Annotated in this window: 17 protein-coding genes; 5 read left to right on the forward strand and 12 right to left on the reverse strand. The window is 75.6% G+C overall.

Annotated features, from left to right (window positions below):
• Nucleotides 1-3: 3 nt before the first annotated feature.
• The 12 genes from ACFQBR_RS20860 to ACFQBR_RS20915 all read right to left on the reverse strand — a co-directional run bounded on the left by ACFQBR_RS20860 (nucleotide 4) and on the right by ACFQBR_RS20915 (nucleotide 10490).
• On the reverse strand, nucleotides 4-1653 hold the full coding sequence (locus ACFQBR_RS20860) for a sensor histidine kinase (protein ID WP_378554153.1): 1650 nt from the start codon (nucleotides 1651-1653) through the stop codon (nucleotides 4-6).
• A gap of 124 nt (nucleotides 1654-1777) precedes the next feature.
• Nucleotides 1778-2494: a 2-hydroxychromene-2-carboxylate isomerase gene (locus ACFQBR_RS20865; RefSeq protein ID WP_330157253.1), complete on the reverse strand. Its 717-nt coding sequence runs from the start codon at nucleotides 2492-2494 to the stop codon at nucleotides 1778-1780.
• Nucleotides 2491-3651, reverse strand: coding sequence for a beta-ketoacyl synthase N-terminal-like domain-containing protein (locus tag ACFQBR_RS20870; RefSeq protein ID WP_344184875.1), 1161 nt, complete (start codon nucleotides 3649-3651; stop codon nucleotides 2491-2493). Before ACFQBR_RS20870 ends, ACFQBR_RS20865 begins: the two co-directional genes overlap by 4 nt.
• Nucleotides 3648-4853, reverse strand: coding sequence for a beta-ketoacyl-[acyl-carrier-protein] synthase family protein (locus ACFQBR_RS20875; RefSeq protein WP_344184876.1), 1206 nt, complete (start codon nucleotides 4851-4853; stop codon nucleotides 3648-3650). Before ACFQBR_RS20875 ends, ACFQBR_RS20870 begins: the two co-directional genes overlap by 4 nt.
• The gene (locus ACFQBR_RS20880; RefSeq protein ID WP_267947864.1) at nucleotides 4853-5110 is read right to left on the reverse strand and encodes an acyl carrier protein; all 258 of its coding nucleotides are present in this window, start codon (nucleotides 5108-5110) and stop codon (nucleotides 4853-4855) included. The genes ACFQBR_RS20875 and ACFQBR_RS20880 overlap by 1 nt, the downstream gene beginning before the upstream one ends.
• Nucleotides 5111-5219: 109 nt before the next feature.
• Nucleotides 5220-5960 carry a 3-oxoacyl-[acyl-carrier-protein] reductase gene (gene fabG / locus ACFQBR_RS20885; protein ID WP_344184877.1) on the reverse strand — a complete coding sequence of 247 codons (741 nt, stop codon included), beginning with the start codon at nucleotides 5958-5960 and terminating at the stop codon, nucleotides 5220-5222.
• Nucleotides 5961-6054: 94 nt separating this feature from the next.
• The gene (locus tag ACFQBR_RS20890) at nucleotides 6055-6924 is read right to left on the reverse strand and encodes a thioesterase II family protein (protein WP_344184879.1); all 870 of its coding nucleotides are present in this window, start codon (nucleotides 6922-6924) and stop codon (nucleotides 6055-6057) included.
• Complete coding sequence (locus tag ACFQBR_RS20895; protein WP_344184880.1) at nucleotides 6921-7358, reverse strand: MaoC/PaaZ C-terminal domain-containing protein; 438 nt, start codon at nucleotides 7356-7358, stop codon at nucleotides 6921-6923. Before ACFQBR_RS20895 ends, ACFQBR_RS20890 begins: the two co-directional genes overlap by 4 nt.
• Complete coding sequence (locus ACFQBR_RS20900; RefSeq protein ID WP_344184881.1) at nucleotides 7355-7759, reverse strand: FAS1-like dehydratase domain-containing protein; 405 nt, start codon at nucleotides 7757-7759, stop codon at nucleotides 7355-7357. The genes ACFQBR_RS20895 and ACFQBR_RS20900 overlap by 4 nt, the downstream gene beginning before the upstream one ends.
• Before the next feature lie 103 nt (nucleotides 7760-7862).
• Nucleotides 7863-9008 carry a beta-ketoacyl synthase N-terminal-like domain-containing protein gene (locus ACFQBR_RS20905; protein WP_344184882.1) on the reverse strand — a complete coding sequence of 382 codons (1146 nt, stop codon included), beginning with the start codon at nucleotides 9006-9008 and terminating at the stop codon, nucleotides 7863-7865.
• The gene (locus ACFQBR_RS20910) at nucleotides 9005-10222 is read right to left on the reverse strand and encodes a beta-ketoacyl-[acyl-carrier-protein] synthase family protein (protein WP_344184884.1); all 1218 of its coding nucleotides are present in this window, start codon (nucleotides 10220-10222) and stop codon (nucleotides 9005-9007) included. The genes ACFQBR_RS20905 and ACFQBR_RS20910 overlap by 4 nt, the downstream gene beginning before the upstream one ends.
• Nucleotides 10215-10490, reverse strand: a complete 276-nt coding sequence (locus tag ACFQBR_RS20915; RefSeq protein ID WP_267947871.1) for an acyl carrier protein — start codon at nucleotides 10488-10490, stop codon at nucleotides 10215-10217. The genes ACFQBR_RS20910 and ACFQBR_RS20915 overlap by 8 nt, the downstream gene beginning before the upstream one ends.
• A 214-nt stretch (nucleotides 10491-10704) precedes the next feature.
• Between ACFQBR_RS20915 and ACFQBR_RS20920 the strand changes: the two genes are divergently transcribed.
• The 5 genes from ACFQBR_RS20920 (at nucleotide 10705) to ACFQBR_RS20940 (ending at nucleotide 14711) form a co-directional block, all read left to right on the forward strand.
• A complete protein-coding gene (locus tag ACFQBR_RS20920; protein WP_344184885.1) occupies nucleotides 10705-11703 on the forward strand; it encodes an AfsA-related hotdog domain-containing protein in 999 nt (332 codons plus the stop codon).
• On the forward strand, nucleotides 11700-12362 hold the full coding sequence (locus ACFQBR_RS20925; protein ID WP_267947873.1) for an HAD family hydrolase: 663 nt from the start codon (nucleotides 11700-11702) through the stop codon (nucleotides 12360-12362). Before ACFQBR_RS20920 ends, ACFQBR_RS20925 begins: the two co-directional genes overlap by 4 nt.
• The gene (fabG, locus tag ACFQBR_RS20930; protein ID WP_267947874.1) at nucleotides 12359-13060 is read left to right on the forward strand and encodes a 3-oxoacyl-ACP reductase FabG; all 702 of its coding nucleotides are present in this window, start codon (nucleotides 12359-12361) and stop codon (nucleotides 13058-13060) included. Before ACFQBR_RS20925 ends, fabG (ACFQBR_RS20930) begins: the two co-directional genes overlap by 4 nt.
• Nucleotides 13061-13181: 121 nt before the next feature.
• Nucleotides 13182-13640, forward strand: a complete 459-nt coding sequence (locus tag ACFQBR_RS20935; protein WP_344184886.1) for an ester cyclase — start codon at nucleotides 13182-13184, stop codon at nucleotides 13638-13640.
• A gap of 84 nt (nucleotides 13641-13724) precedes the next feature.
• Entirely contained in the window at nucleotides 13725-14711 is a 987-nt protein-coding gene (locus ACFQBR_RS20940) for an ACP S-malonyltransferase (protein ID WP_378554162.1), read from the forward strand.
• Nucleotides 14712-14901: the final 190 nt, after the last annotated feature.

Genomic DNA, 14901 nt, shown 5'->3' on the forward strand with positions numbered 1-14901 from the left:
CCCTCACTCGAAGCGCCGGATCTCGTCCTTGGCGACGAGGACGCCGTCCGCGAAGCACAGCCGGTAGACCGGCGGCAGCCCGTTCTCGTGGCGGACCAGGTAGTAGGAGCACACGGAGCCCGGCGGGTCGGGCGGCCGGTCGTCGACCGACTGGCGGGGGTACGCGAAGCGGGGCAGCTCCTGTTCGACCAGGGCCCGGTCGTCGCCGACGGAGATCCGTCCGTACGCCTCCGGCGGCAGGACGCTGTTCGTCCCGACCCACCACAGCAGCGCGAACCCCGCCAGGGCGGCCCCGGCCCCGAGGGCGGCGGGGACGGCCACGGCGGCCGCCAGCCGCCGGCGGGCGCGGGCCCGGGCCTCGGCGTGGGCGCGCCGCGTCTGCGACGGCGCGTCCGCCCCGGCCGGGTCCCCCGGCGCGGACACGGCGCCGTCCCCGCCGGAGGGGGCGTCGGGGACGGTCGCCCGCACGGAGAACCCCCGGCCGGGGGCGCCGTCGGCGGGCCCGGTGGCGAGCTCCCCGCCCAACCCCTCCACGAGGGAGCGCAGCCCGGCCAGGCCGGACCCCTCCGGACCCCGGCGGGCCGGGAGGGCCGGCATCGCGCCCGGAGGCCCGGTGTCGAGGACGGACACCCGGGTCAGCCCGCCCTCCCGGACGACCCTCACGGTGATCTCGGACCCCGGCGCGTACTTGGCCGCGTTGGTGAGCGCCTCCTGGACGACCCGGTGCACGGCGGCGCCGCCCGGTGAGTCCGGGTCGGGGTCGGTCCCCTCCCGCAGGAGCCGCACCGGCATGCCCGCGTCGGCGGCGCGCCGCACCAGGGCGGCCACCGGTTCGGCGGGCGCGTCGCCGTCGCCCTCGCGCAGCACGCCGATGACCTCGCGCAGGCGCAGGTTGGCCTCGTGGGCGGCGGTGCGCAGCTCGGCGGCGGCGTTCCGCCGGTCCGAGCCGTCGGGCGCGGACATCTCCAGGGCCGCGGCGCGCACCGCGATCAGCGCCAGGTCGTGCCCCAGGGAGTCGTGCATCCGCGTCGCGATCCGGGCCCGCTCCCGGAGGCGGGCGCGGTCGGCGTCCGCGGCGCGGGCGCGCTCCATCCGCTCGGCGATGGCCCAGCCGTCCCGCGCCAGGCGTCCGCGCAGCAGCAGGTAGCGGCCGAGGAGCCACGGGGTGACCGTGGTCAGGGCGACGGTCAGCGCCCCGCCCAGCCAGTCCACGGAGCGGGACAGGAAAGTGCGCGTGTCGTACCCGGACAGGAGTCCCGCGGCGGCGAACACGGCCAGGGTGAACACGCACGCCGCCACCACCATCGCGGTCACCGGGCGCACCCGCTCGGAGCGCAGCCCGGCCAGGAACGCCAGCGGCAGCAGCGCCAGCCACGGCGTGAGGACGAAGGTCTCCACCAGGAGCACCCCGGACGCCGTCATCTGGAGGACCGCCGCGCAGAGCATGACGCCCAGGGCGGTCAGCGGGTGCGGACGGGACAGGACGGCGGAGACGGCCAGGGCGAGGACCAGGGCGAGCGCCTCGAACACCGGGGGCCGGTCGCGGGAGTCGAACAGCTCGACGACGGTGAGCGCCCCGAGCAGGGTCCACAGGGCCGCCCCGGCGGCCGGGCGGCCCCACCGGAGCACGGTCTCGCGTGTGCCTTCCCGCATGCGCACAGGCTAGCCGGACGGCGGGGGCCGGGGCCGCCGCGGGCCCTCCCGGCCCGGCCGGGAGGGCGGCGGACCGGGAAGGGGTGTCCGCGGCCCCGCCCGGGCGGCGGTCCCGGCCGCCGTCCTATCCGCAGCCCCCGGCCGTGTCCGTGTCGAGGTCGGTCGGCGGCGGTGACAGGTCGGGGACGGGCACCCGGGCCAGGGACGGACGGTCGGCGGCCCGCGCCTCCCGCTCCAGCCCGAGCGCGTCGGTGACAGCGTCCAGCCGGTCCAGCCCCCAGAAGCGGTGCCGCCCCACCCGGAAGTAGGGGACCCCGAACACGTCGTCCTGGTACAGGTCGTGGAGCGCCTTCAGGCCCTCCTCGCGCAGGTCCGGGTCGTGGGCGGCCGACGCGGCCGTCTCGCCGTCCAGCCCGACCGACGCGGCCAGGTCCTTGACCAGGGCCGGGTCGCAGACGTTCTCGCCGCGCTCCCACCTGGCCTCGGTGACCGCGCGGTAGAACTCGCGCTCCTTCCCCTCGCGGCGCGCGTACAGCCACGCCAGGTGCGGGACCTCCCACCACGGGTCCACGTCGACCGGCCACGACATCGTGTAGCCGAACGAGGCCGCCAACCGCTTGGTGTCGTAGAGGATGTACAGGTGCTTGGCCTTGCTCATGGGCGTGTACAGGAACTCGCCGCCACCGGCGCGCAGCCGGGCCAGCAGGTCGGCGTCGGGCTCCCAGAACGGCCGGTACTCGACGGTGTCCACCGCCTCGGGGTACAGCTCCTCCAGGCGGCGCAGCGCCATCCACGAGAACGGGCTGCGGAACGCGAAGTACAGTCTCGGCGGCTTCCTCACAGTTCGTCACCCTCCTCGTCGTGCGTCTCCGCGGGAACGGTGCCGTCCGGCAGGCGGTGTCCGCGGACGACGGCCGCCCCCGCGGCGCCGTCGGCCGAGACCGAGGTCAGCACGGACACCCGCCCGTCCAGGCCGGGGTCGGTCCGGTGGTGGGCCAGCAGCGCCGCCAGCTGGAACGGGCCGGAGGCGCTGTTGCACTCGCCGACCAGCCGCTTGACGCGGATGCGGACCGGCCCGTCGCCCAGGGCCGCCCGCACGCCCGCGTCCTCGGCCCCGTCCAGGTCCTCGACGCCGTGCTCGCCCGTGGCCACCCCCCACACCTCGTCGGCGCCCACGCCCGCCAGGCGCAGGGCCCGGACGACGCTCGCCTCCAGGGTGCGGGCGGTGTCGTCGGGCCCGCCGGTGCCGAACGCCGACGCCAGGACCTCCGCCTCCGGGGTCCGACCCCGGGAGCGGACCCGCTCGGCGTCCTCGACGACGAACACGGCGGAGCCTTCGCCCAGCGGCACGTCGTACCCCTCGGTCAGGGCCCGGTGCCCCCACGCCATGTGCGGGCTGAACTCCTCGACGGCGCCGGCGAGGAGCACGTCCGCGTGCCCGCCGCCGATGAGGTGCGCGCCGTAGCGCAGCACGTTGAGCCCGGCCATCTGGCCGCCGGCGACGGTCGCGTTCACCCCGCGCAGCTTGTGCCGGATGGCGCTGCTCCCCGCGGGGCAGTTGATCGTCGCGCCGGGGAACATCACCGGGTTGACCAGGTAGGGCCGCTCCTCGACGAGGGTGTCCCGGCTGAACTCGCTGGTGGTGCGGATGCTGCCCGCCGTCGTGCCCAGCACGAGCCCCGCGCGCCCCGCGGCGTCGCCGTCCACGGCGGCGTCGGTGGACTCCAGCGCCAGCTTGGTCGCCACCAGCGCCAGTGCGGTGCTGCGGTCCAGGTGGCGGGTGCCCTTGCGGCCCAGGTGGTCCGCGGCCCGGAAGTCCGGGATGGCGTGCGCCCGGCCGGTGGGCAGCGGGGCGTCGAACATCCCGCTGACGTCGGCGCCGCCGGTCCGGCCCGTGCGCACCGCCTCGGTGAACCCGGCCGCCCCGGTGCCGATCGGTGACACCGCCGACCAGCCGGTGACGGCCAGGACCGGGGACCCGCCCCGTGTGCTGCTCATGAGACCCTCCCGAAGACGGTGATGGCGTTGTTGCCGCCGAAGGCGAACCCGTTGTTCTGCACGATCCGCACGTCGGCCGGGCGCGCCTCGTTGGGTACCGGGTCGATCCCGCCCAGGGCCGGGTCGTGGTGGGAGAAGTTGGTGGTCGGCGGCAGGAACCCCTCCCGCATGCCGATCAGCGACGCGATGGCGCCGAACGCGCTCGACGCGCCCATGGTGTGCCCCAGCATCGACTTGACGGAGCTGATCGGCGGCGGGGCGTCGCCGAACACGTCCAGGACCGCCGTGGCCTCCGCGAGGTCGTTGGCGGGGGTGCCCGTGCCGTGCGCGCAGATGTAGTCCACGTCCCCCGGTTCGATCCCGGCGTTGGCGTGGGCCCGGCGCATGCACTCGGCGATGCCGACCGGGTCGGGGGACACCATGTGGTCGGCGTCGCAGTTGAGTCCGTAGCCCAGCACCTCGCCGTAGACGCGCGCGCCGCGCGCCAGCGCCCCCTCCAGGCTCTCCAGGACGAGGGCCGCCCCGCCCTCGGCGGTGATGATGCCGGAGCGGTCGCGGTCGAAGGGGGAGCTGACGTCCTCGGCGACCGCGCCCAGCCGGAAGAACCCGGCGTGGGCCCAGCGGAGCACCGAGTCGGCGCCGCCCGCCAGCATGTAGTCGGCCGCGCCGGTGCGGACCAGGTCGTAGGCGTACCCGATGGCGTAGTTGCCCGCCGAGCACGCCGTGGCCAGGGTCATGGCCTCACCGGTCAGGCCCAGCTCCCGGTTGACCGCGTAGGCCAGCCGGGACGCGGGGACCTGCCGGGGCAGGTGGGGGCTGAGGCTCTCCCAGCCCCCGGCGACCTCCTCCTCGGTGAGCCGCTCGATGATCTGCGACTCCCCGCTGGTGGTGCCCATGACCGAGCCGGCCCCGGCACGCGACAGCTCGTCCGGGTCGAGCCCGGCGTCGGCGACCGCGAGCCGTGCGGCGGCCGCCGCGAACAGGCTGGAGCGGCCCCACTCGGCGGTGTCGAGCCGCTCCACCATCTCCTGCGGCGCGAAGTCGCGCACCTCGCCCGCGTTGCGGTGCGGGAACCCCGAGGCGTCGAAGGAGGTGATGGGGGAGACGCCGGACCGTCCGGCGCGCACGGCGGCGCCGAACGCGGCGGCCCCCGTCCCCACGTTGGACACGGGCCCCAGGCCCGTCACGACGACCCGGCGCATCAGGCGTTCCCCTCCGTGTACCGGGAGACGACGCGGTACACGCCGTCGAGGCTGCCCATGTCGGGCAGCTCGGTCTGGGGGACGGCGATCCGCAGGGTCTTCTCGATGCGGGCCAGGACCTCGATGGCCTGGAGGGAGTCGGCCTCGTGCTCCTCGGAGAACAGGCCGGTCTCGGAGATCTCCTCGGGCTCGACCTCCAGGACGTCGGCGACGATCTCGCGCAGTTCGTCGATGAGGGCGGTGTCGGTGGCGGTCATGGCGTCTCTCCTTGGTGTGGGTGCTGTTCGCGGTGGCCGCGAAACGGTGCGGTGGTTCGGGTCCGGGGGACGGTGCGGGCGGCGCGGCCCGGGGGCGCGCCCGGCCGGGTCAGATGACGACGCCGCCGTCCACCTGGACGATCTGGCCGGTGATGTAGGAGGCCCGGTCGGAGGCCAGGAACGAGACCAGGTCGGCGACGTCCTCGGCGCTGCCCAGGCGGCGCAGGGGGACCTTGGCGAGGGCGCTGTCGCGCACCTTCTCGCTGAGGCCCCGGGTCATGTCGGTCTCGATGAAGCCGGGCGCGACGGCGTTGACGCGGATGCCGTAGCGGGCGACCTCCTTGGCCATGGCCTTGCTGAGGCCGTTGATCCCGGCCTTGGCCGCGGAGTAGTTGCCCTGGCCGGCGTTGCCGTGGATCCCCATGACGGAGGAGATGTTGACGACGCAGCCGCGCCGGTTCTTGATGAAGTCGAAGACGGTGCTGCGGCAGAGGTTGAACGTGCCGGTGAGGTTGGTGTCGATGACCGCGCTCCAGTCGGCGGCGTCCATCACCGCCACGGGGGCGTCGCGGAGGATGCCCGCCGAGTTGACGAGGAGCTCGGGGTCGCCGAGGGCGGCCTTGGCGTCGGCGACGAAGCCCTGGACCGCCTCCAGGTCGGCGACGTCGCACGCGGCGCTGTAGCAGGCGGCGCCGGCCGCGCGGATCTTCTCGGCCGTGCTCGCGGCGGCCTCGCCGGCGCTGTGGTAGCAGAACGCGATGTCGTAGCCGTCGTCGGCGAGGCGCAGGGCGACGGCGCGGCCGATGCCCCGGGAGCCTCCGGTCACGATCGCCACTGGTCTGTCCGTCATGTCGGGTCCTTCCGTTTCTCTGGTGGTGAGGGGGTGTGCCGGGGGGCGGTGGCCCCGTGCGCCCGGCCGAGGGGCGCGCGGGACCCGGGTGGTCTCAGGAGGGCCGGGCGCGCTCCGGTCCGGGGGCCGCCGGGACCGCGGCCTCCCCGGCGGCCGGAGGTCCGGCGCCGGTCCGGGACGGGACCGGCTCCGCACCGCGGGCGGCGGTCGCCAGGGCGACCTCCTCGGTGATCGCCCCGATCACCGCGTCGCGGGCGCGGTTCAGGTAGAAGTGGGAGCCGGGGAAGCACCGGAGCCCCTGGAAGCGCGGGGCCGCGCCGGCCCAGCCCCGCACCAGCTCCGGCCCCGCCACCGGGTCAGACTCCCCGGCGAACACGGTCACCGGGACCGGTTGCGGGCCGGGCGGGCCCTCCGCCCGCCAGTCCCGCACGAGGGCCAGGTCCGCGCGCATGCGCGGCTCGAACAGGGCCCACAGGGCGTCGTCGGCCAGCACCTCGGCGGGCATGCCGCTCAGACCGCCGACCCGGGCGCGCAGCTCGTCGGAGGACAGCCGGCGGGGGTCGTCGTCGGCCCCCGGGCCGGGCGCCGGATAGCCGGACATCCCCAGCCAGGCGGCCTCGGCCGTGCCCGAGCCGGCCAGCTCCCGGACCAGCTCGTACCCGACGGCCGCGCCCATGCTGTGCCCGAACACCCCGAAGGGGACGTCCGTCAGCGGCGCCACGGCCCCGGCCAGCCGGTCGACCAGCGGTCCCATCCCGGCCGCGAACGGTTCGTGGAGCAGCCTGCCCCGGCCGGGGGCCTCGACCGCGCACACGTCCCAGCCCCCGGGGAAGCGGCGGCCCCACCCCCGGAAGGCGGTGTGCGCACCGCCGGCGTGGTGCAGCAGGAACAGCCGGAACTCCGGCGACCCGACCGGGCGGGTGCGGACCAGCGGGGAGGCGTGCGTGGTGCCCTGTGCGCTCATCGGCCCGTGACCACCACGGCCCGGGCCCGTGCCAGGACGCGCTCGCCGCCGCACAGGGCGGTGAGCACGACCCGGACGCGGGAGCCGTCCAGGACGGCGTCGACGCGGCCGGAGACCGCCAGCTCCACGCCCTCCCCGGGCGGTACGACCACCGGGCGCGCGAACCGGGTCTCGTACTCGGCGACCTGCGCCGAGGGCCCGAACCACCCGGTGACGGCGGTCGCGGCGAGGCCCATGGTGAGCATCCCGTGGGCGATGACCCCGGGAAGGCCCAGCGCCTCGGCCGCGCGTTCGTCGTAGTGGATGGGGTTGAAGTCGCCCGAGGCGCCCGCGTAGCGGACCAGGTCGGCGCGGGTGAGGGCGAAGCGCCGCTCGGGGAGCCGCGCGCCGGGTGCGTGCGACGTGTCGGGGAGGGGTGCGGTGGGAGTGGTCATGGGGTGTCCGCCCAGGTGATCAGGGTGGTGGTGGCGGTGCACACGTCCTCGCCCCCGGCCGTGCGGATGTCGCTGCGCAGCGCCACCAGGTCGTTGGCGCCCAGGGTCTCCACCCGGGTGACGCGGACCTCGACGGTGAGCACGTCTCCGGGGCGGACGGGGCGGGTGTGCCGGAAGGACTGGTCGCGGTGGATGACCCGGGAGAAGTCGAAGCCCAGCTCCGGGTCGAGCACCGCCGCCTCCTGCGCCTTCATGGCGAGGACGATGGGGAAGGTCGGCGGGGCGTCGTCGCCCCCGGGCGCCCCGACGGCCGCGCGGAACTCGCGGATCTTCTCCCGGCCCACCTCGTAGGTGTCCGCGGACCGGTAGACCCGGCCGACCAGCGCGCCGTTCAGTCCCATGCCGTGCCTCCTCCCGCGTGGTGGTGTCCGGTTCCGGCGGACCGGGGCGGGACCGCCGTGCCGGCCGGGGCCGCTCTCCGGTGCCGGGTCCCCTCGGGGCGCATCAGGCGCCACCCCCCTCGCGCAGGACCAGCGCGCCGATGTTGCCGTCGTGGCCCACGGCGGTGACCAGGGCCAGGCGCGGCCGGTCGGAGGGATCGCCGCGCCATGCCGCGAGCAGCCCCGCGACCTGCATGGCGCCGGCCGCGCTGTAGCACTGGCCCACGGCCCGCGTCACGTCGCGGACGGGCGGGACGCCGCCCAGGGCCAGGGCGATCCCCCGGCGCTCGGCGCGCTCCACGCCCACCAGGCCGGTGGATCCGGGGGAGACCTCCGTGACGTCCCCGGGGGCGACGCCGCTGCGGGCCAGGGCGCGGCGCACGTGCTCGGCGACGGCCTTCGCCCGGTCCCCGCGCGAGGCGGGGTGGAAGCCCACCTCCACGCCCAGCACCTCGGCGGCGATCCCCGCGCCGCCGGCGCGCGCCGCCTCGGAGGTGGTGACCACGAACGCGGCGGCCCCCTCGCCGATCGGGGTGCCCTCGGCCAGGGTCCCCGAGGCGTGCCAGCCCCAGGCGAGCGGTGCGCTCAGCTCCTCCACCCCGCCGACCACGAGCCGGTCGGCGCGGCCGAGGGACAGCACCATCCGCGCGTGCCGGAACGCGTTCATGCCGGACGCCTGGCCCGCGGCGAGGGTGACGTTGGCGCCGCGCAGCCCGTTCCAGATGGCGATCTGGCCGGCGCAGCAGTTGAGCACCGTGTTCGGGAAGCGCGACGGGTTGACCAGGTAGGGGCGCTCCTGGAGGAGAGTGTCGCCCGCCAGGTCCATGAGGCTCTGGGTGCTGCCGGTGCTGGTGGTGACGACGACCCCGGTGCGGTCGGCCTCCGCCCCCGCGGGGGTCCCGGCCAGGGCCAGCTTGGCCGCGACCAGCCCGAACCCGGTCAGCCGGTCCAGGTTGCGGGTCCCCTTGCGGCCCACGTGGTCGCGCAGGCGGAACCCCTCCACCGAGCGCACCCCGAGCGGCGGGTAGTCGTCGGCGTCGTCGCCCACCGGGGCGGAGTGGCCGACGCCGCCGGAGCCGAGCACGCCGCTCAGGGACTCCAGGCCCAGCCCGGCCGCCGACACCACGCCGGCGGACGTGACCGCGAGCGGGACGGCGGCGGGGAGCACGGGCCGGTCCGCGGTGCCCGGTCCGGTCGCCAGGACGGTCATGCGGGCCTCCCGAGGATGGTGATGACGTTGTTGCCGCCGAAGGCGAAACCGTGGTTCTGGACGATCCGCGGGGCGGCGTCGCGCCCGCGCCCCGGGACCACGTCCAGGTCCGGCCCCAGGGCCGGGTCGACCGTGCCGACGTTCGCGGTGGGCGGCAGGAACCCGTCGTGCAGGGCCTTGCAGCACACGACCGCGCCGAACCCGCTGGCCGCGCCCATGGTGTGGCCGATCATCGACTTGATGGAGCTGATGGGCGGCACGCGTCCGCCGAACACCTCGCGCACCGCCTGTACCTCGGTGGCGTCGTTGGTGGGGGTGCCGGTGCCGTGCGCGCACACGTAGTCGACCTGGTCGGGGGTGATCCCCGCGGAGGCGTGCGCGTCCCGGATGCACGCGGCGATGCTCCCCGGGTCCGGGTGCACCATGTGCTTGGCGTCGCAGTTGACCCCGTAGCCCAGGATCTCCGCGTAGACGCGGGCCCCCCGCGCCACCGCGGAGTCCAGCGGCTCCAGGAGCAGGGAGACCCCGCCCTCGCCGGTGATGATGCCCGCGCGGTCCTTGTCGAAGGGCCGGCACACGTCGGGGGCGAGAGCGCCCAGGGCGTGGAACCCGGCGTGCGTGAAGCGGTTCACCGCGTCGGCGCCGCCCGCGAACATCAGGTCGGCCTCGCCGGTGCGCACCAGGTCGAACGCGTGGCCCAGGGCGTAGTTGCTGGCCGAGCACGCGGTCGGGACGGTCTGGGTGTCACCGCCCAGGGCCAGCTCGGTGCTGACCGCCGCGGAGATCTGGCTGGCCGGGGCCTGCGCGACCACGCGGGACGAGAACTCCTTCATCCGCCCCGACACCCACTGCTCCCCGAGCACGGAGGACACGGTGGCCTCGCCGCTGGTCGTCCCCATGATCACGCCCGAACGGCCGTGCGACACCGCCTCCGGGGCCAGGCCCGAGTCCTCCAGGGCGAGCCGGGACGCGGCCGCGGCCAGCTGGCCGCTGCGGCCCCACCGGTCGGGGTCGATCCGGCGGAGGATCTCGCGGGGCGCGAAGCCGCGGACCTCACCCGCCATCCGGTAGGGGAACCCGGAGGCGTCGAACGAGGTGATCTCGGCCGTGCCGTTGCGGCCCTCGCGGATGGCCGCCGCGAACGCGTCGGCGCCGATGCCGACGCTGCTCACCGCCCCGAGGCCGGTGATGACGACGCGTCTGGTCTCAGGCACGGGCCACCTCGCCGTACTCCCGGACGGCGGCGGCGAGCAGCTCGAAGTTGAGGAGCTGCGGCAGGTCGGTCTTGGGAATGACCACGCCCACCTCCTTCTCGATGCGCGCCACGACGGTGATCAGGGAGAGGGAGTCGCCCTCGTAGTCCTCCACGAAGTGCCCGGTGGGGGTGAGTTCTCCGTCCTCCAGTTCCAGTTCCTGGCTGACGATCTCGCGGAGTTTCCCGATCATCGCGCCGGATTCTTCGACGGTCGTCCTCTCGGTCATCGTGGTTCCCTTCGGATCGGAGGGCCCGCTGTTCGGGCCGGTCTTCCACCAGCTTGGCCACCGCCCGGCGGGCCGCGCAATAAGACTGCGCCTTTGTACCTCCCGTATTCATCGAAAGTGACATGCGGTCAACTTTGATCGAAAATTGATCGGTGTTTTATTCGGCGGTGCAAGGCTGTTGTCAAAGGTCAATGAATTTGCGAGAGGTGGTGCAATGGCTTCCGTCGCGGAAATGGACATCGACATTCCGGCCGACCTCGGCTTCAGGGCGACCCTCGACCGCACGCTGGTGCACCGGAGCGCGGTCTCGGAGGTCTTCGTCACCGACCTGCGCCCGGTGTCGGAGACCGACGTCGTGGCCGCGGCCCAGCTCCCCCTGAACCACGGCTACTTCAGCGACCACGGGCGGAGCCCGGCCGTCTTCGACGTGCTCCTCCTGCTGGAGGCGGGCCGGCAGGCGGCCATCGCCGGGACCCACGCCCACATGGGCGCGAGGGCCGGCACGCAGATGATCGTGGACCGGTTCGCCATCGACACGGACCCCGCCGCGCTGCTGTGCGGCGACCGCCCCGGCGAGCTGGTGATCGACAACCGGTTCACCGTCGTCCGCCGCAGGAGGGACCGGGTCCGGGCCGGGCGCGTGGAGCAGGTGTTCCGCGTGGACGGGGTCCGGGCCGGCACCCACACCATGGACGTGCTGTTCCTGACGCCCGGCGAGTACGAGGCCGTCCGCCACGCCCAGCTGGGCGGGCCCGCGCCGCTGACGAGCGGGCAGACCGCCGCGCCGACCGGCGTCGAGCCGCGGACCGTCGGCCGCACCAACCCCCTGAACGTGGTCCTGGGCGCCCCCGTGGCCCGCGACGGCGCACTCACCGCCGAGGTCCGGCCCCGCTGGGACAACCCGTCCCTCTTCGACCACCCCTACGACCACCTGCCGGCGGCCGTCCTCACCGAGGCCGCCCGCCAGCTGGCCCTGGCCGTGCCCGTCCCCGGCGGCTCCGGAACCCCGGGGGCCCGGCGCGTCACGGGCGTCCGCGCCGGCTTCACCGGCTTCGCGGAGCTGACCTCCCCCGTGCTCGCCTCCACCCCGGCGGACGGGGCCGCGACCGGGGAGCGCCGCGTCCGCTTCGAGCAGGACGGCGCCCGGATCGCCGACACCACCCTGACCGTCACCGACACGTCCCGCCTCGGGACGGAGGAGACCCCACGATGAGCACTTCCCGCGTCACCGCGGTGTGGACCGACTTCGGCGGCGTCCTCACCCCGCCCATCGCCGAGACCATGCAGAAGTTCTGCGCGCGCACGGGCATCGACGCGCACGCCCTGCTCACGGTCATCGGCGAGGTCACCGAGGGCTTCGGCACCGACGACTACATGGAGCCGATCGACACCCCGCTCGTCACCGAGGCCGAGTGGCTGGACCGCATCGGCGTCCTCCTGCGGGAGCGGTACGGCATCGACCGCCGCATCACGACCCTGGCCGACGACTGGTTCGAGGACCGCGAGACCAACCACGCCTGGGTCGCCGAACTGGAGGCCCTGCGCTCCCGGGGCGTGTTCGTCGGGATGCTCTCCAACATGGTCCCCACCTGGGACGCCCACTGGCGCCGCATGGTGGACGCCGACGCCCTCTTCGACGACGTGGTGATGTCCTTCGAGGTCGGCGCGCGCAAGCCCCAGGCCGCGGTGTTCGACCTGGCCGCGCGGCGCGCGGGCGTCCCCCCGGAGCAGTGCCTGCTCGTGGACGACAACGAGCGCAACTGCGAGGGCGCCCTCGCGGCGGGCTGGCGGGCCATCCGCTTCGGGGACACCGCCGAGGCCGCCGCCGAGCTGGCGCGCCTGGTCGGCACGCCCGAGGACGCCGTCCGATGAGCCGCCGCGTCCTCGTCACCGGGGGCAACCGCGGCATCGGTCTGGCGGTCGCGCGCATGTTCGCCGCCCAGGGGGACGAGGTCGTCGTCACCCACCGGGACGGGTCGCCGCCCGACGGGCTCGACGGCGTGCGCTGCGACGTCCGCGACCCCGGCTCCGTCGAGGAGGCGGTCGAACGGGTCCGCCGGGACCACGGGCCCGTGGAGGTCCTCGTCTCCAACGCCGGGATCACCCGGGACGGCCTCCTCCTCGGCATGAGCGACGCCGAGTTCACGGAGGTCGTCGACACCAACCTGGTGGGCGCGCTGCGCGTCACCCGCGCGGTCCTCACCGACATGGTGCGCGCCCGGTGGGGCCGCCTCGTCTACGTCTCCTCCCTCACCGGCCTCGTCGGAGCCCCCGGCCAGGCCAACTACGCCGCGTCCAAGGCCGGGCTCATCGGCCTCGCCCACTCCGTCGCCCGCGAGGTCGGCAAGCGCGGGATCACCGCGAACGTCGTCTCCCCGGGGCTGGTGGACACCGACATGACCTCCGATCTCGCGGGCCCGCGCCGCGAGGCCCTGATCGGCCGCACGGCGGTGGGCCGCGCCGGGACCCCCGAGGAGGTCGCCGCCGCCGTGCGCTTCCTCGCCTCCGACGGGGCGGGCTACGTCACCGCGGCGAACATCCCCGTCAACGGCGGCGCCGAGGTCGGCTGACCCGGCACGCCCGCCGCGGACCGCCCCCGTACCCGGGACGGCCGCGGACCCCGACCACGGAACGGAACGACAGCCCGGCGGCCGCAGCGCCGCCGGACCGACACAGCGAAGGAAGACACCCATGTCCCAGACCGAGACCACCCTCGACATCGCCCACAAGATGGGCGACATCTTCAACGGGCTCGACGCCGAGGTCGCCCACAAGTACGTGGCCCCGGAGTTCGTCGACCACGAGGCCCCGCCCGGCACCCCCGGCGGCCCCGACGGCTACCTCGGCACCGCGAAGTGGATGAACAGCGTCTTCGCCGACGCCAGGTGGGACCGGATCGACAGCTTCGCCGACGGTGACAAGGCCGTCATCCACCTGCGCTTCACCGGCCGCCACGTCCGCGAGTTCCTGGGCATCGAGGCCACCGGCGCCGACGTCGCCTTCGAGCACATGCACATCTACCGGGTCCGGGACGGCAAGGTCGTCGAGCACTGGGGCTGCCGCCAGGACCTGTTCCTCATGCTCCAGATCGGCGCCGTCCAGCTCGACCTGCGCCCCTTCACCCCCGACGAGGAGCCCGTCTCCTCCTGACCGCACGCGGGGGCCCGGGCCGGTCCGGGCCCCCGCGCCCGCGCCCCGCACCGGGGCCGCGCCGACCACGAAGGAGGGCACGCCGTGCCCAGGATCGCCTACGTCTTCCCCGGCCAGGGATCACAGGAGCCCGGCATGGGCGCCCCCTGGGCGCACACCCCCTCCTGGGGTCTCGTGGAGCGCGCGTCGCGGGTCAGCGGCCGGGACGTCGCCGGCCTGCTGCTCCGGGCGGACGCCGACACGCTCCGCCGCACCGACAACGCCCAGCTCGCCACGTTCGTCCTGGCCTGCGTCGCGCACGGCGAGGTGCGCGACGCCCTGCCGGGGACCAGGCCGGTCGCCGTCGCCGGGCACAGCCTCGGCGAGTACACGGCACTGGTCGCCTCGGGCGCGCTCGCCTACGACGACGGGGTACGCCTGGTCGCCGCGCGGGGCGAGGCCATGCGCCGGGCCACCGAGCTCACCCCCGGCACCATGGGCGTGGTCCTCGGCCTGGACGTCCGCGCCGTACAGCGGATCGCCGCCGGCCTCCGCCGCGACGGCGCCCGCGTGTGGGTCGCCAACCTCAACTCGCCCCGCCAGAGCGTCCTCTCGGGAGCCCCGGAGGGCGTGGCGCTCTGCGCGGAGGCCGCCCTCGCCGAGGGGGCCGCCCGGGTCGTGGACATCCCCGTGGGCGGCGCCTTCCACAGTCCGCTGATGGAGCCCGCCCGCGCCCGACTGCGCGCGGCCCTCGCCCGGGCCGGGCTGCGCACGGCCGCCGTGCCCGTGGTCGCCAACGTGGACGCCCGCCCCCACACCCGCCCGGACCTGTGGCCCGGGCTCATGCTCGACCAGCTCACCCGCCCGGTGCGCTGGCTCGACGCGGTGCGGACCCTCACCGGGGACCTCGGCGCCGACCTCCTGGTCGAGATCGGGCCGGGGCGCGTCCTCACCGGGTTCACCCGGCGCATCAGCCCCCGCACCGGCCGCCTGTCCGTCTCCGCGCCCGACCACGTGCCCGCCCTGGCGGCGGCCGTCGGCGCGGCGCGGGAGGACGGCGCGCCGGTCCCCGCCGCCCACGGGGCGGCCTGACCCGCTCCGGGCCCCGCGCCGCGGAGGCCCCGGAGGCACCACGAAGGAGTACCAGTGTTCGCAGGAGCCGACAGGACCACGTCCCGCCACGGGCGGTGGGCGGCGGCCCCCGTGGCCGTCCCCTCCGGGGGCGGCGGCGCGCAGGCCGCCCCGGCCGGCGGCGCGGGCAGCGGGCCCGCGGCCACGGGGC

The sequence above is a fragment of the Nocardiopsis tropica genome (assembly GCF_042660575.1).
Taxonomy (GTDB): domain Bacteria; phylum Actinomycetota; class Actinomycetes; order Streptosporangiales; family Streptosporangiaceae; genus Nocardiopsis; species Nocardiopsis tropica.